Source organism: Streptomyces puniciscabiei, assembly GCF_006715785.1.
Classification (GTDB): Bacteria; Actinomycetota; Actinomycetes; order Streptomycetales; family Streptomycetaceae; genus Streptomyces; species Streptomyces puniciscabiei.
On the sequence record NZ_VFNX01000001.1, the window covers coordinates 5617284 to 5640702 of the forward strand.

The window sequence follows — 23419 nt, forward strand, 5'->3', positions numbered from 1 at the left end:
GCTGCTGTCCAGCCTAGGCGGACCGCTCAGCCGCCGTACGCCCCGGACGCCGTCAGCCGCAGTGCCGTGTCGATCAGAGGCACGTGGCTGAACGCCTGCGGAAAGTTGCCGACCTGGCGCTGCAGGCGCGGGTCCCACTCCTCGGCGAGCAGGCCGAGGTCGTTGCGCAGCGCGAGGAGCTTTTCGAAGAGCTTCCGTGCCTCGTCCACCCGGCCGATCATCGCCAGGTCGTCCGCCATCCAGAACGAGCAGGCCAGGAAGGCGCCCTCGTCGCCGGGGAGGCCGTCGACGCCGGTGTGGGCGCCCTCCGTCGGGTAGCGCAGGATGAATCCGTCCGGGGTGGACAGCTCCCGCTGGATCGCCTCGATCGTGCCGATCACCCGCTTGTCGTCCGGCGGCAGGAAGCCCATCTGCGGGATCAGCAGCAGGGAGGCGTCCAGTTCCTGGGAGCCGTAGGACTGCGTGAAGGTGTTGCGCTCCTTGTCGTAGCCCTTCTCGCAGACGTCCCGGTGGATGTCGTCGCGCAGTTCCTTCCAGCGCTCCAGCGGGCCGTCCGCGTCCCCGGACTCGATCAGCTTGATGGTGCGGTCCACCGCGACCCAGGCCATCACCTTGGAGTGCACGAAGTGCCGGCGCGGGCCGCGCACCTCCCAGATGCCCTCGTCCGGCTCCTGCCAGTGGTCCTCCAGGTAGCGGATCAGCTTCAGCTGGAGCAGGGAGGCGTAGTCGTTGCGGGCCAGGCCCGTCATGTGCGCCAGGTGCAGGGCCTCGGTGACCTCGCCGTACACGTCCAGCTGGAGCTGGTGCGCGGCGCCGTTGCCCACCCGGACCGGCGCGGAGTGCTCGTAGCCCGGCAGCCAGTCCAGCTCGGCCTCGCCCAGCTCGCGCTCGCCGGCGATGCCGTACATGATCTGCAGGTTGTCGGGGTCGCCGGCGACCGCGCGCAGCAGCCACTCGCGCCAGGCGCGGGCCTCCTCGCGGTAGCCGGTGCGCAGCAGGGAGGACAGGGTGATCGCGGCGTCGCGCAGCCAGGTGTAGCGGTAGTCCCAGTTGCGGACCCCGCCGATGTCCTCCGGGAGCGAGGTCGTCGGGGCCGCGACGATGCCGCCCGTCGGGGCGTACGTCAGCGCCTTCAGGGTGATCAGGGAGCGGACCACCGCCTCGCGGTACGGCCCGTGGTACGTGCAGTGCTCGACCCACTCGCGCCAGAACTCCTCCGTCGCCTCCAGCGAGGCCTCCGGCTCCGGCAGCGACGGGGGCTCCTTGTGCGAGGGCTGCCACGAGATGGTGAACGCGATCCGGTCACCCGGGGCGACCGTGAAGTCGGCGTACGTCGTCAGCGACTTTCCGTAGGTCTCGGCCTCCGTGTCGAACCACACCGAGTCCGGCCCGGCGACCGCCACCGTACGGCCCTCGTGCTTGTGCACCCAGGGGACGACCCGGCCGTAGGAGAACCGCATCCTGAGCGCCGAGCGCATCGGCACCCGGCCGGTGACGCCCTCCACGATCCGGATCAGCTGGGGCGCGCCCTCACGCGGGGGCATGAAATCGGTCACCCGGACCGTGCCGCGCGGGGTGTCCCACTCCGACTCCAGGATCAGCGAGTCGCCCCGGTAGTTGCGCCGGGCGGCCGTGGGCGGCTGGGCGTCGGCCGCGTGCGCCGGGCCGAGCCGCCAGAAACCGTGCTCCTCGGTGCCCAGTAGGCCGGCGAAGATGGCATGCGAGTCGAAGCGGGGCAGGCACAGCCAGTCCACCGTGCCATCCCGGCAGACCAGGGCTGCGGTCTGCATGTCTCCGATGAGTGCGTAGTCTTCGATGCGCCCGGCCACGTGCAACTCCAGTCGAACGGCCACGTCACCCCCGCGCAGGGGGCTGTCGCTAGTGTGCGGTCAAGGGTCGTTGTTGTGCGTCGTTGAGCGGTGAAGCAAAGCAGCCGCCGAGCCCTGAGGCAACACGACAATCCTTGCTCAATGAACTGCCGCGCTCACGTTGTTCCGGGTGATGGTGGCGGGGGTGTGCCGTCGTTCCGGCCGGGCTCGGCAGCGAGTGTCCGAGCAGGATACGACGCACGTAGATGATCTGCGTGCCGCTCCGGGCAACCCCTGTGGGCCGAACGGGTGAGCAGCGGGTGACGGTCGTGTGACCTGCGTGTGCCTGTGGTGACAGGTGGGGCGACCTGCCCCGTTCCCGCCCAGGTGAGCCGCCCCGCGGCGGCGTGACGGAGCCGCCCCGTGGCCGGGTGAGCGCGGAGCGTGGCCGGAAGCCATCGGCCCCAGGCGCTGATACCCTGGTAGCCCGTGGACCGGTGGGCCCGAAACCCCCGAACCGCAGCGACGGCACCTCCGCCAGGAAGCACAGCAGCATCCGGGCCGGACGCCTTACCGCACGACAGACCGCGACCACGGGAGCCCCCTCTTGGCCATGCCGCCGAAATCTACGACGACCAAGCACATCTTCGTCACCGGGGGTGTCGCCTCCTCGCTCGGCAAGGGCCTCACCGCCTCCAGCCTGGGCATGTTGCTCAAGGCCCGCGGCCTGCGCGTCGTGATGCAGAAGCTCGACCCGTACCTGAACGTCGACCCGGGCACGATGAACCCCTTCCAGCACGGTGAGGTGTTCGTCACCAACGACGGCGCCGAGACCGACCTGGACATCGGACACTACGAGCGCTTCCTCGACCGTGACCTGGACGGCACCGCCAATGTCACTACAGGCCAGGTCTACTCGACGGTGATCGCCAAGGAGCGGCGCGGCGAGTACCTCGGCGACACGGTGCAGGTCATCCCGCACATCACCAACGAGATCAAGCACCGCATCCGGCGCATGGCGACCGACGAGGTGGACGTCGTCATCACCGAGGTCGGCGGCACCGTCGGTGACATCGAGTCGCTGCCGTTCCTGGAGACCGTCCGTCAGGTCCGGCACGAGGTCGGCCGGGACAACGTCTTCGTCGTACACATCTCGCTGCTCCCCTACATCGGTCCCTCCGGTGAGCTGAAGACCAAGCCGACCCAGCACTCGGTCGCGGCCCTCCGGAACATCGGTATCCAGCCCGATGCCATTGTCCTGCGGTGCGACCGTGAGGTGCCCACCGCGATCAAGCGCAAGATCTCGCTGATGTGCGACGTCGACGAGGCCGCCGTGGTCGCCTGCCCCGACGCCCGCTCGATCTACGACATCCCCAAGGTCGTGCACTCCGAGGGCCTGGACGCCTACGTCGTGCGCAAGCTGGACCTGCCGTTCCGGGACGTCGACTGGACGACCTGGGACGACCTGCTGGACCGCGTCCACAACCCCGACCACGAGATCACCCTCGCGCTGGTCGGCAAGTACATCGATCTGCCCGACGCCTACCTCTCGGTCACCGAGGCGCTGCGCGCCGGCGGCTTCGCCAACCGCGCCCGGGTGAAGATCAAGTGGGTCACCTCCGACGACTGCAAGACCCCGGCCGGCGCCAAGGCCCAGCTGTCCGACGTCGACGGCATCTGCATCCCCGGCGGCTTCGGCGACCGCGGTGTGCAGGGCAAGGTCGGCGCGATCCGCTACGCCCGCGAGAACAGGATCCCGCTGCTCGGCCTGTGCCTGGGCCTGCAGTGCATCGTGATCGAGGCCGCGCGCAACCTGGCCGACATCCCGGACGCCAACTCCACCGAGTTCGACCCGGCCACCGCCCACCCGGTCATCTCCACCATGGCCGAGCAGCTGGACATCGTCGCCGGTGAGGGCGACATGGGCGGCACCATGCGCCTCGGCATGTACCCGGCGAAGCTCGCCGAGGGCTCCATCGTGCGCGAGGTGTACGACGGCAAGGAGTACATCGAGGAGCGGCACCGTCACCGCTACGAGGTCAACAACGCCTACCGCGCGGAGCTGGAGAAGAAGGCAGGCATCCTCTTCTCGGGCACCTCGCCGGACGGCAAGCTCGTGGAGTACGTGGAGTACCCGCGTGACGTCCACCCCTACCTGGTCGCCACGCAGGCGCACCCGGAGCTGCGCTCGCGGCCGACGCGTCCGCACCCGCTGTTCGCCGGCCTGGTGAAGGCCGCCGTCGAGCGGAAGATCTCGAAGTAACACAAGGGTTGTACGGTGGCCGGGGCGCGCGCATTCAAAACGATCGCGTCCCGGCCGCTTGGCGCTTTGGGGAAGGACAGGGCATGACGATCAAGGACACCGCCGAGGAGTGGGAGATCCGGGCGACCGAGACCCCCTTCACGGGCAACAAGACCTCCGTCCGCACGGACGACGTGGTCATGCCCGACGGCTCGGTGGTCCGCCGCGACTACCAGGTCCACCCAGGCTCGGTCGCCGTCCTCGCCCTGGACGAGCAGGACCGGGTGCTGCTGATCAACCAGTACCGCCACCCGGTGCGGCACAAGCTGTGGGAGATCCCGGCCGGCCTGCTCGACGTGCCCGGCGAGAACCCGCTGCACGCCGCCCAGCGCGAGCTGTACGAGGAGGCGCACGTCAAGGCCGAGGACTGGCGGGTGCTGACCGACGTGTACACCACGCCCGGCGGCTGCGACGAGGCCGTGCGGATCTTCCTCGCCCGGGATCTGTCCGAGGCCGAGGGCGAGCGGTTCGCGGCGGAGCACGAGGAGACCGACATGGAGCACGCGCGCGTGCCGGTCGAGGAGCTGGTGCGCCGCGTCCTGGCCGGCGATGTGCACAACAACTGTCTGGTCGTCGGAGTCCTCTCGCTGGTGGCCGCGCGCGGCGGCGACGGCCTCGACGCACTCCGCCCGGCCGACGCACCGTGGCCGGCCCGGCCCTTCCACACCTGAGCCGCGCCCGGTCGGGCTTGTGCGCCGCGCCGGTCTCGGCTGCTGGGCCGCATCCGGTCGGGCTTGTGCGCCGTGCCTGTCTCGGCTGCTGGGCCGCATCCGGTCGGGCTTGTGCGCCGCGCCCGCCTCGACTCTTGAGCCGCGCCGGTCGCGCGGAACCGCACCCGATCGGCGTACTGGTGTGACGATCGCCTGATCCGATCGGGGGATCTGTCCGCAGCGCTCGTCACGGCACGTCGCAGAGCGTGAACTAGGCTCGTGCACGCCCGTAGCGGAAGATCCGGCGGGCTTGCGTGTGCGGTGGGACGGGAGCGTGGCCCGTGACGGATCAGGCGGTGGACGCAGGCGGGGTGCGGTTCTCGGGGCACCAGGGCGCGGAAGGCCATTTCCTGGGTCGCACAAGGGAGTTGAAGGAGCTGCGCGCCGACATCGAGCGCGCGGGACTGGACACGCTCTCCGGCCGCAAGGCGCCACGCGCGCGCGTGCTGCTGATCGCGGGCCGCCCCGGCTCCGGCCGCACCGCCCTCGCCGAGGAACTCGTACGCCAGGTGGCCGGCCGTTACCCCGACGGGGTGCTGCGGGCCCGCCTCAGCGATCCCGACGGCACCCCCGTCCCGGTCGGCCGCGCCGCCCGCGAGCTGCTCGCCGCGCTGGAGCTGCCGGCCCCGGCCGGCGCCGCCGAGGACGACCTGACCGAGGCACTGCGCACCGCTCTGGCCGGCCGGCGTGCCCTGCTGCTCCTGGACGACGCGGCCGGCGCCGAGCAGGTCGACGCGCTGCTCCCGGAAGCGCCGGACTGCCTGGTGGTGGCCGTTTCCGCGGGCCCGCTCACCGGCATCGCGGACGTCCGTCCCTGCACCCTGGGCGGCCTGGACACCAAGTCGGCGGTGGAACTCCTCACCCGCTACACCGGCGCCGTCCGCATCACGGTCGATCCGCGCTCCGCCGAGAGCCTGGTCGAGGCCTGCCAGGGCCATCCCGCCGCGCTCGTGCTGGCCGGCGGCTGGCTCGCCACCCGGCCCAAGGCCGCCGTCTCCGACCTCGCCAAACGGCTGCACACCGCCGCCGAGGACGGCCCGGACGGCACCCCGCTGACCCGGGTCTTCCGGCACGTCCTGGGCGACCTGTCCGGCCCGGCCGCCCGGATGCTGCCCCTGCTCTCCCTCGCCCCGACCGGCCTGATCGACCCGCACACCGCCTCGGCGCTCGCCGGCTGCTCGGTGAGCGCCGCCCGCGCCGCCCTGGACGACCTCGTCGCCCTCGGCCTGCTGCGCCCGGTGGACTCCCCGCTGCCCCAGTACGAGGTCCCCGGCTGCCTGCACCCGCTGCTGAGCGCCCTGGCCGAGAGCCAGGAGCGGCCCGCGGAGCTGCAGCTGGCCCGGGCCCGGATGCTGGAGCGGACCGTGCGGCTGCTGCAGTCGTGCCGGGCGATCACCGAGACGGACAGTCCGCAGGCCCGGGAGAAGCTGAACGCGATGCCCCGCGAGGTGCGCTTCCCCAGCCCCAGGGCGGCCGCCGACTGGCTGCGCATCCGGCGCCCCGCGCTGCTGGCGTGCGCACGTCTGGCGGTGGCCGACGGCGAGCTGGACACCCTCGCCCGGAGGTTGATGTCCCAGCTGGTCAGGGCCATGGTGGCGCACGTCGGCACGCAGGCCGCCGCGGCCGACCTGTACGAGATGCACAGCCTGGTCCTCGATGTGGCCCAGCGGCGCGGGCTGGACCGGGAGCAGGCCGCGGCCCTGCTGAACCTGGGCGACGTGGACGCGCAGTCGGGCCGTACCCGGGAGGCGCTGGCACGATATCGGTCGGCTTTGGACGCCGGACGCAGAGCAAATGACCCGTACGCCACGGGTCGCGCAATGGAATCCGTAGGTGGCGCCTACCAGGAGCTCGGGGATCACGACCGGGCGGCGGACTGGTTCGGCCGGGCCCTCGCCGAGCGGCTGGCCCGTGGCGAGCGCGAGCAGGCCGCCCGGCTGTACGGCCGGATCGCCACCGCCCACACCTACGCGGGCCGCTACGGCGAGGCCCTGCGGAACTGGCGGGCCGCCGTCGCCGGCCACCGCCGGAGCGGCGATGTCGCCGCCCACGCGCGGGCGTTGAGCGAGGTGGCCCGGGTGCAGGAGTACGCGGGACGGTTCGAGGAATCCCTGCGCACCTGCCACGAGGCGATGGAGTGGGCGCGGCGCGCCGACGACGTCCGGTTGCAGGCCGCGCTGCAGCTCCGGCTCGCCGACACGCTGGAGCGCCTGGGCGACTCCGCCGCCGCCCATCTGCACCGGGCGGCGGCCGGACGCATGCTGGACGAGGAGGCCCCGGAGCAAGAGACAAGCCCCAAACAGGACGCCGAAGCCTGCGAAATCCGTAGTGCATCCAGCGAAGATTGATGCAATGAAAGGCTAGACACGCGGAACGCCTTCATTAGACTGGCTCTGCCGCACGTTCTCCTGCGGTGTCTCCCGGTGTGCTCCGCATGCCTGGGTATGTCATGTAATGCACCCCCCATACCCTCTGAGCCAAGGACCGTGATCGACGTGAAGGTCGGCATCCCCCGCGAGGTCAAGAACAACGAGTTCCGGGTGGCCATCACCCCCGCCGGCGTGCACGAGCTGGTGCGCAACGGCCACCAGGTCGTCATCGAGCGGGGCGCCGGCCTCGGCTCCTCGATCACGGACGAGGAGTACGTCTCCGCCGGTGCCGCGATCCTCGACACCGCCGACGAGGTGTGGGCCACCGCCGACCTGCTGCTGAAGGTCAAGGAGCCCATCGCGGAGGAGTACCACCGCCTGCGCAAGGACCAGATCCTCTTCACCTACCTGCACCTGGCCGCCTCCAAGGAGTGCACGGACGCGCTCATCGAGTCCGGCACCACGGCCATCGCCTACGAGACCGTCGAGCTGCCCAACCGCGCCCTGCCGCTGCTGGCCCCGATGTCCGAGGTCGCCGGCCGGCTCGCCCCGCAGGTCGGCGCCTACCACCTGATGCGCGCGGCCGGCGGCCGTGGCGTGCTGCCCGGCGGCGTGCCCGGCGTGACCCCGGCCAAGGCCGTCGTCATCGGCGGCGGTGTCTCCGGCTGGAACGCCACCCAGGTCGCCGTCGGCATGGGCTTCGACGTGACCCTGCTCGACCGCGACATCAACAAGCTGCGCGAGGCCGACAAGATCTTCGGCACGAAGGTCAAGGCGATCATGTCCAACTCCTTCGAGCTGGAGAAGGCCGTCCTCGACGCCGACCTCGTCATCGGCGCGGTCCTCATCCCGGGCGCCAAGGCCCCGAAGCTGGTCACCAACGAGCTGGTGGCCCGGATGAAGCCCGGAAGTGTCCTTGTCGACATCGCGATCGACCAGGGCGGCTGCTTCGAGGACTCGCACCCGACCACGCACGCCGAGCCGACCTTCCAGGTGCACAACTCGGTCTTCTACTGCGTCGCCAACATGCCCGGCGCGGTGCCCAACACCTCCACCAACGCCCTCACCAACGCGACGCTGCCCTACATCGTCTCCCTCGCCAACAACGGCTGGGTCGAGGCGCTGCGCCGCGACGCCGCGCTCGCCAAGGGTCTCAACACCCATGACGGCAAGGTCGTTTACAAGGAGGTCGCCGAGGCCCACGGCCTGGAGCACGTGGAGCTCGAGACGCTCCTCGGCTGACCCGAAAGGCGATTCGTCAACACGACTCGTCAACAGCGCGTACCCGGCCGGACCTTGCCCGACAAGGTCCGGCCGGATGTGTGTATGGTCACTTGGCGACTCTTGGTCAACTCGCCTCGAACGCAACCCTTCGACCGATTCGTACACCGGTGAAACCTGCTGTGCGACGGCCGTACGCCCTTGACAGCGAGATGTTTCATTGCCGACACATCCTGCCGGGTCCGGCGGATTGTGTTGCTGCGGACCGCCGACACGCCATAGAGTCGCCAACCGTCGGCATGGTGCCACGCTGACCTTGTCTAGAAGTTTCCTGGTCACCAAGGAGGTAAGACGACTTGTGAATGAGTCGACATTTTCTCCCGGGGGTGGTCAACCAGGAATGCCTGCACGGGGCCAGGGGCCCGCGGGATTCGAGGCTGTCGGCTCCGTAGCTGTGCGCACCTTCGCAGCCCACCAGAGTTCCGGTCCGCAGGCGGCCGGGACAGCACACCAGAGCATGGATGGCCATCACGTGAACGCCATGGCCGGCGACGGAAGTGGCGCGCCCCACAACCACTTCGCCGACTACGACGAACTGCCCGAGGGGCACTTCTACGACCCCGACGCCGAGTACGAGCCCGATCCGGAGTACGCGGCCACGCTCGCGCCCGACGCGGCCCGCCAGCGCCGCGAGCGCATCGGCCCGACCGGGCGCCCGCTGCCGTACTTCCCGATCCCGGGCCCGCTGACCGACCACGGCCCCGCGAAGATCATCGCGATGTGCAACCAGAAGGGCGGCGTCGGCAAGACGACGTCGACCATCAACCTGGGTGCCGCGCTCGCGGAGTACGGCCGGCGCGTGCTGCTCGTGGACTTCGACCCGCAGGGCGCGCTGTCGGTCGGTCTCGGCGTCAACCCGATGGAACTCGACCTGACGGTCTACAACCTGCTCATGGAGCGGGGCATGTCCGCGGACGAGGTCCTGCTGAAGACAGCGGTCCCCAACATGGACCTGCTGCCCTCCAACATCGACCTGTCGGCCGCCGAGGTCCAGCTGGTCTCCGAGGTCGCCCGCGAGTCGACGCTGCAGCGCGCCCTGAAGCCGCTGCTGCCCGACTACGACTACATCGTGATCGACTGCCAGCCCTCGCTCGGCCTGCTCACCGTCAACGCCCTGACGGCCGCTCACAAGGTGATCGTGCCGCTGGAGTGCGAGTTCTTCGCCCTGCGCGGTGTGGCCCTGCTGACCGAGACCATCGAGAAGGTCCAGGAGCGGCTCAACCCCGAGCTGGAACTCGACGGCATCCTCGCCACGATGTACGACTCGCGCACGGTCCACAGCCGTGAGGTCCTGGCCCGTGTGGTCGAGGCGTTCGACGACCACGTCTACCACACGGTCATCGGCCGCACGGTCCGCTTCCCGGAGACCACGGTCGCCGGTGAGCCGATCACCACCTACGCCTCCAACTCCGTCGGTGCCGCCGCCTACCGCCAGCTCGCCAGGGAGGTGCTCGCCCGGTGTCACGCCGAGTGAGTCTGCCCGGGGCCGACGAACTCTTCCGTACGACAGGGGGGATGGCACTTCAGCCGTCGACTCCCCGGCGCACGGCCAACGGTGAGGCCCGGGTGCCGGCTCCCGCAGGGGAGAGCGACGACGTGGCCGCCGCCGAGGACGCACCGCAGTCGGTGCCGGTCCAGGGCGGCGACGGCGAGGGCGCCGAGCACGTCGCGGCCGAGGCCGAGCAGGACGGGGCCGGCGAGTCCCGCACCCGCCCGGCGCGCAGGCAGGCGGCGCAGGAAGGTTCTGGCGCACCCGCCGCACCGCCGCGCAAGCGGGGGCGGGCGGCGGCGCGGCGGCCCAGCGGGCGCGAGCGGCACGACGAGAAGATCACGGTGTACGTGTCGGCCGAGGAGCTGATGGACCTCGAGCACGCCCGCCTGGTGCTCCGCGGCGAGCACGGGCTCGCGGTCGACCGCGGACGGATCGTCCGCGAGGCGGTGGCCGTGGTGCTGGCCGACCTGGAGTCCCGCGGGGACGCGAGCATCCTGGTACGGCGGCTGCGCGGACGGTAGGGGTAGCCTGCGGGGGCTATGACCTCGTCTGACGTTCCCCTCCCCGGCGCCGGTGCCGGCCGTCGGCGTGCGCTGGGGCGGGGTCCGGGGGTGCCGCAGGAGGAACCTGTCGCCGTTCCCGCACCGCTTCCCGAGCCGGACGTACAGGTTCCGGAGCCCGCGGCGCAGGTTCCCGAGCCGGACGTACAGGTTCCCGAGCCGGACGCACAGCCTCCCGAGCCGGACCCGGTGCCGCCGGCCGTTGAGGAGCCCGCGGTCCCCGACGGCGTCTTCAAGGTCCGCCTCGCCAACTTCGAGGGCCCCTTCGACCTGCTTCTCCAGCTGATCTCCAAGCACAAGCTGGACGTCACCGAGGTCGCCCTCTCCAAGGTCACCGACGAGTTCATGGCGCACATCCGTGCCATGGGCCCCGACTGGGACCTGGATCAGACGACGGAGTTCCTGGTCGTGGCCGCCACGCTGCTCGATCTGAAGGCGGCTCGGCTGCTGCCCGCCGCCGAGGTCGAGGACGAGGCCGACCTGGCGCTGCTGGAGGCGCGGGACCTGCTGTTCGCGCGGCTGCTGCAGTACCGGGCGTACAAACAGATCGCGGACATCTTCAACCGGCGGCTCGATGACGAGGCCCGTCGCCGGCCCCGTACCGTCGGCCTGGAACCGCACCACGCCGAGCTGCTGCCCGAGGTCGTCATCAGCATCGGCCCCGAGGGGTTCGCCAGGCTCGCGGTCAAGGCGATGCAGCCCAAGCCCAAGCCGCAGGTCTACGTCGACCACATCCACGCCCCGCTGGTCAGCGTGCAGGAGCAGGCCGGGATCGTGGTGGCCCGGCTGAAGGAGCTGGGCGAGGCCAGCTTCCGGGCGCTGGTCGAGGACACCGACGACACCCTCACGGTCGTGGCCCGGTTCCTCGCCCTGCTGGAGCTGTACCGCGAGAAGGCCGTCGCCCTGGAGCAGGAGGCCGCGCTCGGTGAGCTGCTCGTGCGCTGGACCGGCGGGGACACCGACATGGCACCGATGGTCACCGACGAGTTCGACCGGCCGCCCGAGCAGCCCGCGGAGGAGAAGAAGGCATGAGTGAGATCACAGAGCTCCCCCCGGGGCTGCACGGCGTCGCCGACCTCGACCTCAAGCCCGCCCTGGAGGCGATGCTCATGGTCGTGGACGAGCCCGCGACCGAGGAGCACCTGGCCAGGATCCTGGAGCGGCCGAGACGGCGGATCGCGGACGCGCTGCGCGAGCTGGCCGACGAGTACACCGTGCAGGGCCGTGGCTTCGAGCTGCGGTTCGTCGCGGGCGGCTGGCGCTTCTACACCCGCGCCGAGTACGCCCCCGCCGTCGAGCGGCTGGTGCTGGACGGCCAGACGGCCCGCCTCACCCAGGCCGCGCTGGAGACCCTCGCGGTCGTCGCCTACCGGCAGCCGGTCAGCCGCAGCCGCGTCTCCGCCGTACGCGGGGTCAACTGCGACGGTGTGATGCGCACCCTCCTGCAACGGGGTCTGGTCGAGGAGGCGGGCACGGAACCCGAAACAGGTGCGATCCTGTACAGGACGACGAACTACTTCCTGGAGCGGATGGGCCTGCGTGGCCTGGACGAGCTTCCGGAGCTCGCGCCCTTCCTCCCGGAGGCGGAGGCGATCGAGGCCGAGACCCAGGAAGGGGTCCCGTCGTTCGACCCGGACGCGCCCGACGCGCCCGGTGCTCAGGACGCAGACGACTAAGACGGAAACCTTGATGCGAAGCAGCGGCAGCGGCAAGAGCGGCGGGCGCGGTAACTACCGCGGTGCCGGCAACAACAGGGACCAGAAGCAGGGGCAGGGCCGTCCCCGCAAGCCCCGCCCCGAGGAGCGCCGCTACGACGTGGGCCCGGCCGCCTCGAAGGACGGCCCCAAGTCCGGGCGCGGCGGCGCGGCGCGGGGCGGTGCCAAGGGCGGCCCCAAGCCGTCCCAGCAGGGCGGCGGGCGCGGCCGTACGGCACCGGCGCGCTCGCGTGAGTACGAGGCGCGCGTCGAGGAGCGCAACCGCGAGCGCTACGCCGGCAAGAAGGACATCAAGCTGCCCAAGACCTTCCCGGGCGCCGAGGAGGAGGGCGAGCGGCTGCAGAAGGTCCTCGCGCGCGCGGGCTACGGCTCCCGGCGGGCCTGCGAGGAGCTGATCGACCAGGCGCGCGTCGAGGTCAACGGCGAGATCGTCACCGAGCAGGGCAAGCGGGTCGACCCGGAGCGGGACGAGGTCAAGGTCGACGGCCTGACGGTCGCCACGCAGTCGTACCAGTTCTTCTCGCTGAACAAGCCCGCGGGCGTGGTGTCCACCATGGAGGACCCGGAGGGCCGGCAGTGCCTCGGTGACTACGTCACCAACCGTGAGACGCGGCTCTTCCACGTCGGCCGGCTGGACACCGAGACCGAGGGCGTCATCCTGCTCACCAACCACGGCGAGCTGGCGCACCGCCTGACCCACCCCAAGTACGGCGTGAAGAAGACCTACCTCGCGGCGATCGTCGGCCCCATCCCGCGCGACCTGGGCAAGCGCCTGAAGGACGGCATCCAGCTGGAGGACGGCTACGCCCGCGCGGACCACTTCCGGGTCGTGGAGCAGACCGGCAAGAACTACCTGGTCGAGGTGACCCTGCACGAGGGCCGCAAGCACATCGTGCGGCGCATGCTGGCGGAGGCCGGCTTCCCGGTCGAGAAGCTGGTCCGCACCGCCTTCGGACCGATCACCCTCGGCGACCAGAAGTCGGGCTGGCTGCGCCGCCTGTCCAACACGGAGGTCGGGATGCTGATGAAGGAAGTCGACCTCTAAGCGGAGCTTCAAAACGCCTTGCGGTGATCACCATCCCCCTTTATTGTCAGGGTGACGATAAAGGGGATGGTGATCCTATGTCCAAGCGCGCCGCCACCGGGGCACTCCTGGGCCTCGCCCTCGGGGACGCCCTCGGCTTCCCGACCGAGTTCGACGACGTGCCGCAGATCCTCGCCAAGTGCGGGCCCTGGCGGGAGATGGAGCTGCCGCGGCGCGCCCTCGTCTCCGACGACACGCAGATGACCCTCGCCGTCGGGCGCGCCCTCGGCACGGCCTTGGAACGCGGATACCTCGCCCCGAAGCGGCTGGAGCGGCCGCTGCGCGAGGAGTTCGTGGACTGGTTCCACTCCCCGGACAACAACCGCGCCCCGGGCAACACCTGCCTGACCGCGTGCAATCTGCTCAACGACGAGCGCCGGCTGTGGCAGGACGCCAGTCAGACCGGCTCCAAGGGCTGCGGTGCCAACATGCGGGTCGCCCCGATCGGGCTCGCCCCCGGTCTGAGCGGTGAACAGCGTTCCGGCGCAGCCCAGTTGCAGTCAGCGCTCACCCACGGCCACCCCACCGCGCTGGCCGCCTCCGACCTCACCGCCCACGCCGTCCACCTGCTCGCGCAGGGCACCGACCCGACGGGGCTCATCGGCCGGCTGCGCTCCTACGCCCTCGACCACCGCACGCACTACGACCACACCTGGCTCGGCGACCTGTGGACCCGCTCCCAGGACCCCACCCCCGAGCACTTCGTCGCCCGCGGCTGGGGCGAGTGCCTGGCGATCCTCGACCGGCTCCAGGAGGCCGTACGGACCGTCTCCCCGGAGACCGACCCGTGCCTGGCCACCGGCGCGGGCTGGATCGCCGAGGAGGCCCTCGCCACCGGGCTGCTGTGCTTCCTGCTCTTCCCCGACGAGCCCGTCACCGCCCTGCGCCGGGCCGCCTGCTCCTCCGGCGACTCCGACTCCATCGCCTGCCTCACCGGCGCCTTCGCGGGCGCCTGGCTGGGCGCGGACGCCTGGCCCGCCGGCTGGGCGGAACGGATCGAGTACCGGGGCGACCTGTTGGCCCTGGGCGCGCTCTGGGACGCTTAGGTCCATGATCGACGACCTCGACATCGACCTGAAGCCCGTGGTCGCGCAGCAGCCCGACCCCATGCTGTTCGCGACCGTGTCCGGAGCCCACCTGTACGGCTTCCCCTCGCAGGACTCGGACGTGGACCTGCGGGGCGTCCATCTGCTCCCGGCGGCCGACCTCGTCGGGCTGCGCGAGCCGGACGAGACCCGCTCGCGTACCTGGGTGCGCTACGGCGTCGAGCTGGACCTCGTCACCCACGACCTGCGCAAGTTCGTACGGCTGATGCTGCGCCGCAACGGCTATGTGCTGGAGCAGTTGCTCTCGCCGCTGGTCGTGCACACCGGGGACACGCACCGGGAGCTGGCCGCGCTCGCCCCCGGTGTCCTCACCGGCCACCACGCCCACCACTACCGGGGTTTCGCGGTGACCCAGTGGCGGCTGTTCGAGAAGACCGGCGAACTCAAGCCGCTGCTCTACACGTTCCGGGTGCTGCTCACCGGCATCCACCTCATGCGCAGCGGCGAGGTGCAGGCCCACCTGCCCACCCTGCTGGACCTGGTGGACGCTCCCGCCTACGTGCCCGAGCTGATAGCGGCCAAGGCGGAGCAGGAGCACGGGACGGCGAGCATCGGCCACGCGCGCGTGGAGGCCGACGTGGAGCGGCTGCACGCCGTGCTCGACGAGGCGCAGGCCGCCTCAGCCCTGCCCGACGCGCCGAGCGCCTACGACGCCCTGCACGACCTCGTGGTCCGCGTCCGCCTGCAGGGCTGAGGCGCGGCGCGCCCGGAACAGGAAGTCGGCCACGCGCGCGTGGTCCGGCTCGGGCGGGAGCGGGGTGGCCCGAAGGGCTTCCTCGGCCTCGTCCGCCAGCCGGACCATCCACGCCTCGACGGCCGGCCATGGCATCTCGCCCCGCTTCACCGCGAGCAACGGCTCCCGCCGGTCCCCGACGTCGATCCGCAGCTCGCCGGTGCGCAGCAGGTCGCGGGCGCTCATCAGCAGGCGCAGCAGATGCATGGCGTGCTTCCAGCGCGGGGCGCCGTGCGTACGGACGTCGGCGTCGAGCTTCTTGCGCTGGCCGAGGGCATAGCGGGTGAAGGTGTCGTAGGACCGGCGGGAGAGGAAGGCACCGCGCAGGGACAGCAGCTCCCGGCCGGTGTCGTCCACCTGCTCCACCAGCGGCGAGTGCAGGCACTCCAGGATGTTCGGGTTGCCGCGCAGCGCCAGCTCGCAGAACCGCTCCAGCTCCCAGGAGAACCGCTCCTCGCCCGGCCCCTCCACATGCGTGGGCGGCTTCTCGAACCGCCAGAACAGGGGAGTGGGGGCGAGGAACACGCCCCGCCGGTCGGTGTCGCTCGTGTCCGTCGCCAGACCGAAGGCCCGGGAACCCATCACGCAGGAGTAGACGGTGTGGTCGCGGACCAGGGTCTCGGGCTGCATGCCGGGAGCGTACGCCGCCCCCTCAGGTCAGTTTGATCGAATTTCCCTGCACCTTGATCGACTTCGCGGGCAGCGGCCTGGTCGCGGGTCCGTGGGCCACCGAGCCGTCGGCGATGTGGAACCTGCTGCCGTGACATGGGCAGTCGATGGTGCCGTTCGCGACCCTGTTGACCGTGCAGCCCAGGTGCGTGCAGATCGCCGAGAAGGCCTTGAAGTCGCCCTTCTGGGGCTGGGTGACGACGACCTTCTGCTCCTTGAAGACTTTGCCGCCGCCCTCCGGGATGTCACTGGTACTGCCCAGGTCCCCGCCACTGGATCCGTCGGCGTTGCCGCCGCATGCCGCGACAGGTGCGACGATCGCCGCCGCGCCCGTCGCCAGAACCGTGCGCCGCGTCGCGCCCTCAGTCATGCCGGCCTCCGTACAACACGTTGAAATCGGTCCATACCGGATTCACCGCATCGTCTCAGCGATCGGGCGCCGTGCGCTCCGTCCGCGCGTGCTGACTACGCTGGACGGACCAAGAAAAGATCCGCACCTCAGCAGGGAGCAGCGCCGTGGCGGTACGAGCGGTCCGGGGAGCCGTCCAACTCGAGCGGGACGAGGCCGGGCACATGGACGAGCAGGTCGGAGCCCTGATCACCGCCGTCCTGGAGCGGAACGGACTGACCGCGGACGACCTGATCAGCATCTGGTTCACGGCCACCCCCGACCTGCACAGCGACTTCCCGGCCGCCGCCGCGCGCAAGCTCGGCATCGTCGACGTGCCCCTGATCTGCGCCCAGGAACTGGACATCGAGGGCGCCATGCCCCGGGTCGTACGGCTCCTCGCGCACATCGAGTCGGACCGGCCCCGCGCCGACATCAACCACGTCTACCTCGGCGCCGCGGCCGCCCTGCGCAAGGACATCGCCCAGTGAGAACCGCACTCGTCATCGGCACCGGCCTGATCGGCACCTCCGCCGCCCTGGCCCTCGTGCAGCGCGGCGTCACCGTCCACCTGGCCGACCACGACCCCGAGCAGGCCCGTACGGCCGCCGCGCTCGGCGCAGGCACCGACGAGGCCCCCGAGGGCCCGGTCGACCTGGCGGTCGTGGCCGCCCCGCCCGCCCATGTGGCCGGCGTCCTCGCCGACGTCATGCGCCGGGGCGTGGCCCGCGGCTATGTCGACGTGGCCAGCGTCAAGGGCGGCCCGCGCCGCGAGCTTCAGGCGCTCGGCCTGGACCTGTCGGCGTACATCGGCACGCACCCCATGTCCGGCCGGGAGAAGTCCGGCCCGCTGGCCGCGACCGCCGACCTCTTCGAGGGCCGCCCCTGGGTGCTCACCCCGACCCGGGACACCGACACCGAGGTGCTGAACCTCGCCCTGGAGCTGGTCTCCCACTGCCGGGCCGTCCCGGTCGTCATGGACGCCGACGCCCACGACCGCGCCGTCGCCCTCGTCTCCCACATGCCCCACCTGGTCTCCAGCATGGTCGCCGCGCGCCTGGAGCACGCCGAGGAGGCCGCCGTACGGCTGTGCGGGCAGGGCATCCGGGACGTGACCCGGATCGCCGCCTCCGACCCGCGCATGTGGATCGACATCCTCTCCGCGAACCCCGGCCCGGTCGCCGACCTGCTCTCCGACGTGGCCGCCGACCTGAGCGGGACCGTCGAGGCGCTGCGCGCCCTGCAGTCCTCCGACGAGGCCAAGCGGCGCGAGGGCACCGCCGGCATCGAGGACGTGCTGCGCCGCGGGAACGCGGGCCAGGTGCGGGTACCCGGCAAGCACGGGTCCGCTCCCCGGGTCTACGAGACCGTGGCCGTGCTCATCGACGACCAGCCCGGGCAGCTGGCCCGCATCTTCGCCGACGCGGGACGCGCCGGGGTCAACATCGAGGACGTCCGCATCGAGCACGCGACCGGACAGCAGGCGGGTCTGGTTCAGCTCATGGTCGAGCCGAAGGCGGCGCCGGTGCTGAAGGAGGCGCTGCGGGAGCGGGGCTGGGCGCTGCGGCAGTAGGGGCGGGCCGCGGGTCCCGCGTGCGTCCGGACGAGTGACCCGAACCCAGTAACCTTGTGCAGGGCGCTCTTGCCCCCTCGCATCCGCCCGCACCGCACCAGGAAGGTGTCCCTCCGTGGAAAACGGCGCCGCCCCGACCGCCAAGCCCGTGATCGTCGCGATCGACGGCCCCTCCGGCACGGGCAAGTCGAGCACGTCGAAGGCCGTCGCCGCACAGCTCGGCCTGAGCTACCTGGACACCGGCGCCCAGTACCGGGCGATCACCTGGTGGATGGTGACCAACGGCATCGACCTGGAGGACCCGACCGCCATCGCCGCCGTCGCGGGCAAGCCGGAGCTCGTCTCCGGCACCGACCCGGCCGCCCCGACCATCACGGTCGACGGCGTCGACGTGGCGGGCCCGATCCGCACCCAGGAGGTCACCTCCAAGGTCAGCGCGGTCAGCGCGGTCCCCGAGGTGCGCACCCGGATCACCGAGCTGCAGCGCTCGATCGCCGCCGGCGCCGAGCACGGCATCGTGGTCGAGGGCCGTGACATCGGTACGACCGTCCTCCCGGACGCCGACCTGAAGATCTTCCTCACCGCCTCCCCGGAGGCCCGGGCGGCCCGCCGCAGCGGCGAGCTGAAGGGTGCCGACCTCCACACCACCCGCGAGGCCCTGATCAAGCGGGACGCCGCCGACTCCTCCCGCAAGACCTCGCCCCTCGCCAAGGCCGACGACGCGGTCGAGGTGGACACCACCGAGCTCACCCTCGCCCAGGTCATCGAGTGCGTCGTCACCCTGGTCGAGGAGAAGCGGACCGGGAAGTGAGCCTGCCGTCGCAGCGGGGTGCCGAGGTCGGCCGGCGTATCGGCGTCGGCCTGATGTACGGCCTGTTCAGGCCGCGCGTGCTCGGCGCCTGGAAGGTGCCGGCCACCGGCCCGGTGATCTTCGCGGTGAACCACTCCCACAACATCGACGGCCCGATGGTCATGGGCGTGGCACCCCGGCCGACGCATTTCCTGATCAAGAAGGAGGCGTTCGTCGGCCCGCTGGAGCCCTTCCTGACCGGCATCGGCCAGCTGAAGGTGGACCGCGCCACCGCCGACCGCACCGCGATCACCCAGGCCCTGGGTGTGCTGGAGGCCGGGGGAGTGCTGGGCATCTTCCCGGAGGGCACCCGGGGCGAGGGCGACTTCGCCTCGCTGCGCGCCGGGCTCGCCTACTTCGCCGTACGCAGCGGGGCGCCGATCGTCCCCGTCGCCGTACTGGGAAGTTCCGAGAGGCGGGGACGGTTGATAAAGGGGCTCCCGCCCCTGCGCTCCCGCGTCGACGTCGTGTTCGGCGATCCCTTCGAAGCGGGCGACGGCAGCGGGCGGCGCACCCGAAGGGCGCTGGACGAGGCGACCGAGCGCATCCAGAAGCAGCTCACCAGCCACCTGGAAAACGCCAGGCGCCTGACCGGGCGCCAGGCGACACTTGAGTAGTGGATCGGCCCACGGGGTTCGTCCCGGCAGGGCCCTTCCACCGATCACCACGAAGAACGACGAGGTACGGACTACATGAACGACGACATCCAGCCCGGCGACTCGGCTGAGCACGAGTACGACCACGGGGCTCTCGGCGACGCCGAGTACGCGGAGTTCATGGAGCTCGCCGCGGAAGAGGGCTTCGACATCGAGGACGTCGAGGGCGCCATCGAGGCGGCGGGCCACGGTCCGCTGCCCGTGCTCGCCGTCGTCGGCCGCCCCAATGTCGGCAAGTCGACCCTGGTGAACCGGATCATCGGCCGCCGCGAGGCGGTCGTCGAGGACAAGCCCGGTGTCACCCGTGACCGCGTCACCTACGAGGCCGAGTGGGCCGGCCGCCGCTTCAAGGTCGTCGACACCGGCGGCTGGGAGCAGGACGTCCTCGGCATCGACGCCTCCGTGGCCGCCCAGGCCGAGTACGCGATCGAGGCGGCCGACGCGGTCGTCTTCGTCGTGGACGCCAAGGTCGGCGCGACCGACACCGACGAGGCGGTCGTACGGCTGCTGCGCAAGGCCGGCAAGCCGGTCGTGCTGTGCGCCAACAAGGTCGACGGCCCGAGCGGCGAGGCCGACGCGGCCTACCTGTGGAGCCTCGGCCTCGGCGAACCGCACCCCGTCTCCGCGCTGCACGGCCGCGGCACCGGCGACATGCTGGACGCGGTCCTGGAGGTGCTGCCGGACGCGCCGCGCGAGACCTTCGGCGGGGCCGGCATCGGCGGCCCGCGCCGCATCGCCCTGATCGGCCGCCCGAACGTCGGCAAGTCCTCCCTGCTGAACAAGGTGGCCGGCGAGGAGCGCGTCGTCGTCAACGAGCTGGCCGGCACCACCCGCGACCCGGTCGACGAGCTGATCGAACTGGGCGGCGTGACCTGGAAGTTCGTCGACACGGCGGGCATCCGCAAGCGCGTCCACCTCCAGCAGGGCGCCGACTACTACGCCTCCCTGCGTACGGCGGCGGCGGTGGAGAAGGCGGAGGTCGCCGTCATCCTGATCGACGCCTCCGAGAGCATCTCCGTGCAGGACCAGCGGATCGTCACCATGGCCGTCGAGGCGGGCCGCGCGGTGGTCATCGCCTACAACAAGTGGGACACCCTCGACGAGGAGCGCCGCTACTACCTGGAGCGGGAGATCGAGACCGAGCTCGGCCAGGTCGCCTGGGCCCCGCGGGTGAACGTCTCGGCGCGCACCGGCCGCCACATGGAGAAGCTGGTCCCGGCCATCGAGACCGCGCTGGCAGGCTGGGAGACCCGCGTCCCCACCGGCCGCCTGAACGCCTTCCTCGGCGAGCTGGTCTCGGCCCACCCGCACCCCATCCGGGGCGGCAAGCAGCCGCGCATCCTGTTCGGCACCCAGGCCGGCACCAAGCCCCCGCGCTTCGTCCTCTTCGCCTCCGGCTTCATCGAGGCGGGCTACCGGCGCTTCATCGAGCGCCGCCTGCGCGAGGAGTTCGGCTTCGAGGGCACCCCGATCCACATCTCGGTGCGGGTGCGCGAGAAGCGCGGCACGAAGAAGAAGTAACGGCGGTACGACGTGAAGGGCGGCCCCTGGAGATCCAGGTGCCGCCCTTCACCGTACGCCGCTCACATGCCCCGGCGCGGACCCGGAGGCAGCGCCGCCGGAACGTGCTGCATCCCGGTGTCCTGCTGCCGCCCCAGCGTGCTCACCCGCTGCCACTGCGAGTGCTGCCGCGCGCTGTACGCGCCCGCGCTGTAGGCGCTGTACGAGCTGCTGAACGACCCCGGCCGGTGGCCCCCGTAGGAGCCCGTACGGTCCGGAAGGCTCCCGAACGGGCAGAACCTCAGCCCTTCTTCCCCGCTCCGGTCACCCGGCAGCGTGCGGAAGGTCTTCACCCACTCCGCGTAGAGCGAATCGTAGATCGGCGTGGCCGAGGCCCCCCCGCCCCCGTCCTGCGCCAACCGGGCAGACGGAACGGAGACGAAGGCGGACCGGCGGGGAGGGGGAGTGTCGTATGCGTGCACGTATGTCCAAACGACGGGACCTGCGAAGAGATGCGGCCCCTGTACGGCTTTCAGGAGCGCGGGGCTCTCAGGTACCGGCGAGAGGAAGCGCCGCGGCCACCAGCTTCCCCTCCGCCGCCGCCTTGTCGAGAGACTCCCGCAGCAGATCCTCCCGCGGCTGCCGGCCGATGGAACCCACCGGCGCCGCGAACATCAGCACCTGCTGGTGCTTGTTCGCCGCGGCCCGCCAGCTGTCCGTCACCTGCAGCGGCTGATGCGCCTGCCACCAGGCGACCGGCTGCCCGCCGTGCGCCGAGGGCTGCAGCACCGCGTGCAGCCGGCCCACGGCGAGCAGCACCGACCAGCCGTGCAGCACCGGCGGCACGGACGCCAGCTCGGTCAGCGGCATGAACCCCTGCTCGATGAGCAGCGGCAGGAAGTCGTCACCGGCCCCGGTGGAGCCCGGGCGCACGATCGGCGAGGTCGGCTCGACGACGAGCGCGGGGTGCAGTTCGCCCTCGATCAGGACGAGCCCGCTGGTCACGCCGAGCACCGCCTGCTCGGCCGCGGCCTGCTGCGGCTCGCCCGGGGCCGCGGCGATGCCGCCGATGGACCGGACCGCGCCCCGCAGCTGCTCCTCGGTGACCTGGACGACCTGCGAGGGCAGGCAGCTGGCGTGGGCGAAGGCGAGGACGGCGGTCTCGTCGCCGACGAACAGAACAGTGCTGGTGCGCTCCTGCTCGGAGTCGCCCGGGGTGCGGCAGGACGTGCAGTCGTAACTGCCCGGGGCGTTCTCTCCGGCGAGCAGCCGGTCGGCTTCTTCGTCGCCGATCTCGGCGCGTACGGCGTCACTGACGTCGAGCATGCGCGGCACGGTGGCTCCCTCGGGATGCGTGCTGAGGGCGACCGGGTGGCTCCCGGCCGCTGAGTTCCGGGGTTCCGGGCTCATGAAGAAGACAACGGACGTCCTGTGGTGGGAGTCACGCCCCGGGCACAACCGGTTCGAACCAACCAGCGCACACGGTCACCGTCGGTCCGGAATGCGCTACTCACGGTCAACTCCTCGCCGCGTCAAGGAACTTGACGGGGTGAAGTGAGTCACAGCTCGCCTCGGCCACTGGTCGACAAATCAGGAAATCAGCGAATGTAGTGGGTGGCCGAAAATCGCCGATACCATCGGTAACAGGCAACTGGCCTCGAATGACAGGGAGTTGGTTGATTCCGACCGCTGATCCTCCCTACATTCCTCCGCCGTGTGCAACGAGCACCGCTCGGGTACGTCCGACGCCCGGCACCGGCAGAGCACGAACGCCGGCACCGGTCACCCGGACGGGGCGGGCACGAGCAACCGCGGTCCTGCGCGGCGAGGCGTGCTCCGCCCGGGGGAGCCCGGGTTCGTGGAGAGGGAATTACATGTCCGAGTGTGCCGATACCACCCGCAACACCGCCCGTCCCGAGGGTGCCCGCAAGGGCCGTACGACGGCCGCGCTGGCCGGAGCCGCGCTGCTGGCCCCGCTGGGCCTGCTGGCCGCCACCGGCAACGCCGCCGCGGCGGACAACGGAGTGTGGGACCGCATCGCCCAGTGCGAGAGCGGCGGCAACTGGCACATCAACACCGGCAACGGCTACTACGGCGGGCTCCAGTTCTCCGCCGGCACCTGGCGCGCGTACGGCGGCACCGCCTACGCCCCGACGGCCGACCAGGCCTCCAGGAGCGCCCAGATCGCCGTCGCCGCCAAGGTCCAGCAGGCCCAGGGCTGGGGAGCCTGGCCGGTCTGCTCGGCCCGCGCCGGAGCCTCCGGCGCAGCCCCGGCGGCCGCGACCACCGGTACGGGCGTCGACAAGGGCAGCGTGACGACGAAGTCCGACCCGGCCAAGTCCGCCCCGACCCGGTCCGCCCCGGCGAAGACGCCGGACCGCCCGGCCGGCCACACCAACCGCAGCGAGTCCCGCGGCACGGGTGACTACACCGTCCGCGCGGGCGACACCCTGAGCGTCATCGCCGAGCGGCACGGGACCACCTGGCAGCGGATCTACGCCGACAACAAGAAGGTCATCGGCGAGGACCCGAACCTGATCCTGCCCGGCCAGCGCCTCGCGCTCTGAGCGCCGAGCACCCGCGCAGAACAGCCGCTGCCCGTCGAGGACAGCGGCTGTCCGCG

At 71.4% G+C, this 23419-nt stretch carries 22 protein-coding genes; 17 read left to right on the top strand and 5 right to left on the bottom strand.

The genetic code is table 11. From position 1 onward, the window contains the following. Positions 1 to 26: 26 nt before the first annotated feature. Positions 27 to 1829 (bottom strand): glycoside hydrolase family 15 protein, encoded by a 1803-nt coding sequence (locus FB563_RS26000; protein WP_055707571.1) that lies wholly within the window; start codon positions 1827 to 1829, stop codon positions 27 to 29. A 592-nt stretch (positions 1830 to 2421) separates the two neighbouring features. On the opposite strand from FB563_RS26000, the gene FB563_RS26005 reads away from it, so the two are divergent. The 11 genes from FB563_RS26005 to FB563_RS26055 all read left to right on the top strand — a co-directional run bounded on the left by FB563_RS26005 (position 2422) and on the right by FB563_RS26055 (position 15121). Beyond that, entirely contained in the window at positions 2422 to 4071 is a 1650-nt protein-coding gene (locus tag FB563_RS26005) for a CTP synthase (protein WP_055707570.1), read from the top strand. 83 nt (positions 4072 to 4154) lie between these two features. Further along, positions 4155 to 4781 (top strand): NUDIX domain-containing protein, encoded by a 627-nt coding sequence (locus FB563_RS26010; RefSeq protein WP_055707569.1) that lies wholly within the window; start codon positions 4155 to 4157, stop codon positions 4779 to 4781. Positions 4782 to 5101: 320 nt separating this feature from the next. Next, positions 5102 to 7168, top strand: coding sequence for a tetratricopeptide repeat protein (locus tag FB563_RS26015; RefSeq protein WP_055707568.1), 2067 nt, complete (start codon positions 5102 to 5104; stop codon positions 7166 to 7168). 147 nt (positions 7169 to 7315) lie between these two features. Next, positions 7316 to 8431, top strand: a complete 1116-nt coding sequence (ald, locus tag FB563_RS26020) for an alanine dehydrogenase (protein WP_159045554.1) — start codon at positions 7316 to 7318, stop codon at positions 8429 to 8431. A gap of 379 nt (positions 8432 to 8810) precedes the next feature. Further along, positions 8811 to 9944 (top strand): ParA family protein, encoded by a 1134-nt coding sequence (locus tag FB563_RS26025; protein ID WP_079048901.1) that lies wholly within the window; start codon positions 8811 to 8813, stop codon positions 9942 to 9944. Beyond that, positions 9929 to 10483: a hypothetical protein gene (locus FB563_RS26030; RefSeq protein ID WP_079048900.1), complete on the top strand. Its 555-nt coding sequence runs from the start codon at positions 9929 to 9931 to the stop codon at positions 10481 to 10483. Before FB563_RS26025 ends, FB563_RS26030 begins: the two co-directional genes overlap by 16 nt. An 18-nt stretch (positions 10484 to 10501) precedes the next feature. Further along, on the top strand, positions 10502 to 11554 hold the full coding sequence (locus FB563_RS26035) for a segregation and condensation protein A (RefSeq protein WP_055707565.1): 1053 nt from the start codon (positions 10502 to 10504) through the stop codon (positions 11552 to 11554). After that, positions 11551 to 12198: an SMC-Scp complex subunit ScpB gene (gene scpB / locus FB563_RS26040; protein ID WP_055707564.1), complete on the top strand. Its 648-nt coding sequence runs from the start codon at positions 11551 to 11553 to the stop codon at positions 12196 to 12198. The genes FB563_RS26035 and scpB overlap by 4 nt, the downstream gene beginning before the upstream one ends. Positions 12199 to 12211: 13 nt before the next feature. Then, on the top strand, positions 12212 to 13282 hold the full coding sequence (locus FB563_RS26045; protein ID WP_055707563.1) for a pseudouridine synthase: 1071 nt from the start codon (positions 12212 to 12214) through the stop codon (positions 13280 to 13282). Between the two features lie 77 nt (positions 13283 to 13359). Next, on the top strand, positions 13360 to 14367 hold the full coding sequence (locus FB563_RS26050; protein WP_055707562.1) for an ADP-ribosylglycohydrolase family protein: 1008 nt from the start codon (positions 13360 to 13362) through the stop codon (positions 14365 to 14367). Positions 14368 to 14371: 4 nt separating this feature from the next. Then, complete coding sequence (locus tag FB563_RS26055; RefSeq protein WP_055707561.1) at positions 14372 to 15121, top strand: nucleotidyltransferase domain-containing protein; 750 nt, start codon at positions 14372 to 14374, stop codon at positions 15119 to 15121. On the opposite strand, the gene FB563_RS26060 is transcribed toward FB563_RS26055, so the two are convergent. After that, positions 15047 to 15790 (bottom strand): nucleotidyltransferase domain-containing protein, encoded by a 744-nt coding sequence (locus FB563_RS26060; protein ID WP_055707560.1) that lies wholly within the window; start codon positions 15788 to 15790, stop codon positions 15047 to 15049. The genes FB563_RS26055 and FB563_RS26060 overlap by 75 nt on opposite strands. A gap of 22 nt (positions 15791 to 15812) precedes the next feature. Continuing rightward, a complete protein-coding gene (locus FB563_RS26065) occupies positions 15813 to 16199 on the bottom strand; it encodes a Rieske (2Fe-2S) protein (protein WP_055707559.1) in 387 nt (128 codons plus the stop codon). 146 nt (positions 16200 to 16345) lie between these two features. Between FB563_RS26065 and aroH the strand changes: the two genes are divergently transcribed. The 5 genes from aroH (at position 16346) to der (ending at position 20817) form a co-directional block, all read left to right on the top strand. Next, positions 16346 to 16708 (top strand): chorismate mutase, encoded by a 363-nt coding sequence (gene aroH, locus FB563_RS26070; protein ID WP_055707558.1) that lies wholly within the window; start codon positions 16346 to 16348, stop codon positions 16706 to 16708. Next, positions 16705 to 17790, top strand: coding sequence for a prephenate dehydrogenase (locus tag FB563_RS26075; RefSeq protein ID WP_055707557.1), 1086 nt, complete (start codon positions 16705 to 16707; stop codon positions 17788 to 17790). The genes aroH and FB563_RS26075 overlap by 4 nt, the downstream gene beginning before the upstream one ends. A gap of 115 nt (positions 17791 to 17905) precedes the next feature. Further along, on the top strand, positions 17906 to 18601 hold the full coding sequence (cmk, locus tag FB563_RS26080) for a (d)CMP kinase (protein WP_055707556.1): 696 nt from the start codon (positions 17906 to 17908) through the stop codon (positions 18599 to 18601). 53 nt (positions 18602 to 18654) lie between these two features. Then, positions 18655 to 19257, top strand: coding sequence for a lysophospholipid acyltransferase family protein (locus FB563_RS26085; protein ID WP_234357832.1), 603 nt, complete (start codon positions 18655 to 18657; stop codon positions 19255 to 19257). Between the two features lie 75 nt (positions 19258 to 19332). Beyond that, entirely contained in the window at positions 19333 to 20817 is a 1485-nt protein-coding gene (gene der / locus FB563_RS26090) for a ribosome biogenesis GTPase Der (protein WP_055707554.1), read from the top strand. 62 nt (positions 20818 to 20879) lie between these two features. Here the strand turns inward: der and FB563_RS26095 are convergent, their stop codons facing one another. Then, the gene (locus FB563_RS26095) at positions 20880 to 21278 is read right to left on the bottom strand and encodes a hypothetical protein (RefSeq protein ID WP_055707553.1); all 399 of its coding nucleotides are present in this window, start codon (positions 21276 to 21278) and stop codon (positions 20880 to 20882) included. A 67-nt stretch (positions 21279 to 21345) separates the two neighbouring features. After that, positions 21346 to 22131 (bottom strand): hypothetical protein, encoded by a 786-nt coding sequence (locus FB563_RS26100; RefSeq protein WP_055707579.1) that lies wholly within the window; start codon positions 22129 to 22131, stop codon positions 21346 to 21348. A gap of 539 nt (positions 22132 to 22670) precedes the next feature. On the opposite strand from FB563_RS26100, the gene FB563_RS26105 reads away from it, so the two are divergent. Then, a complete protein-coding gene (locus FB563_RS26105) occupies positions 22671 to 23363 on the top strand; it encodes a LysM peptidoglycan-binding domain-containing protein (RefSeq protein ID WP_055707552.1) in 693 nt (230 codons plus the stop codon). The last annotated feature ends 56 nt before the right edge of the window (positions 23364 to 23419 follow it).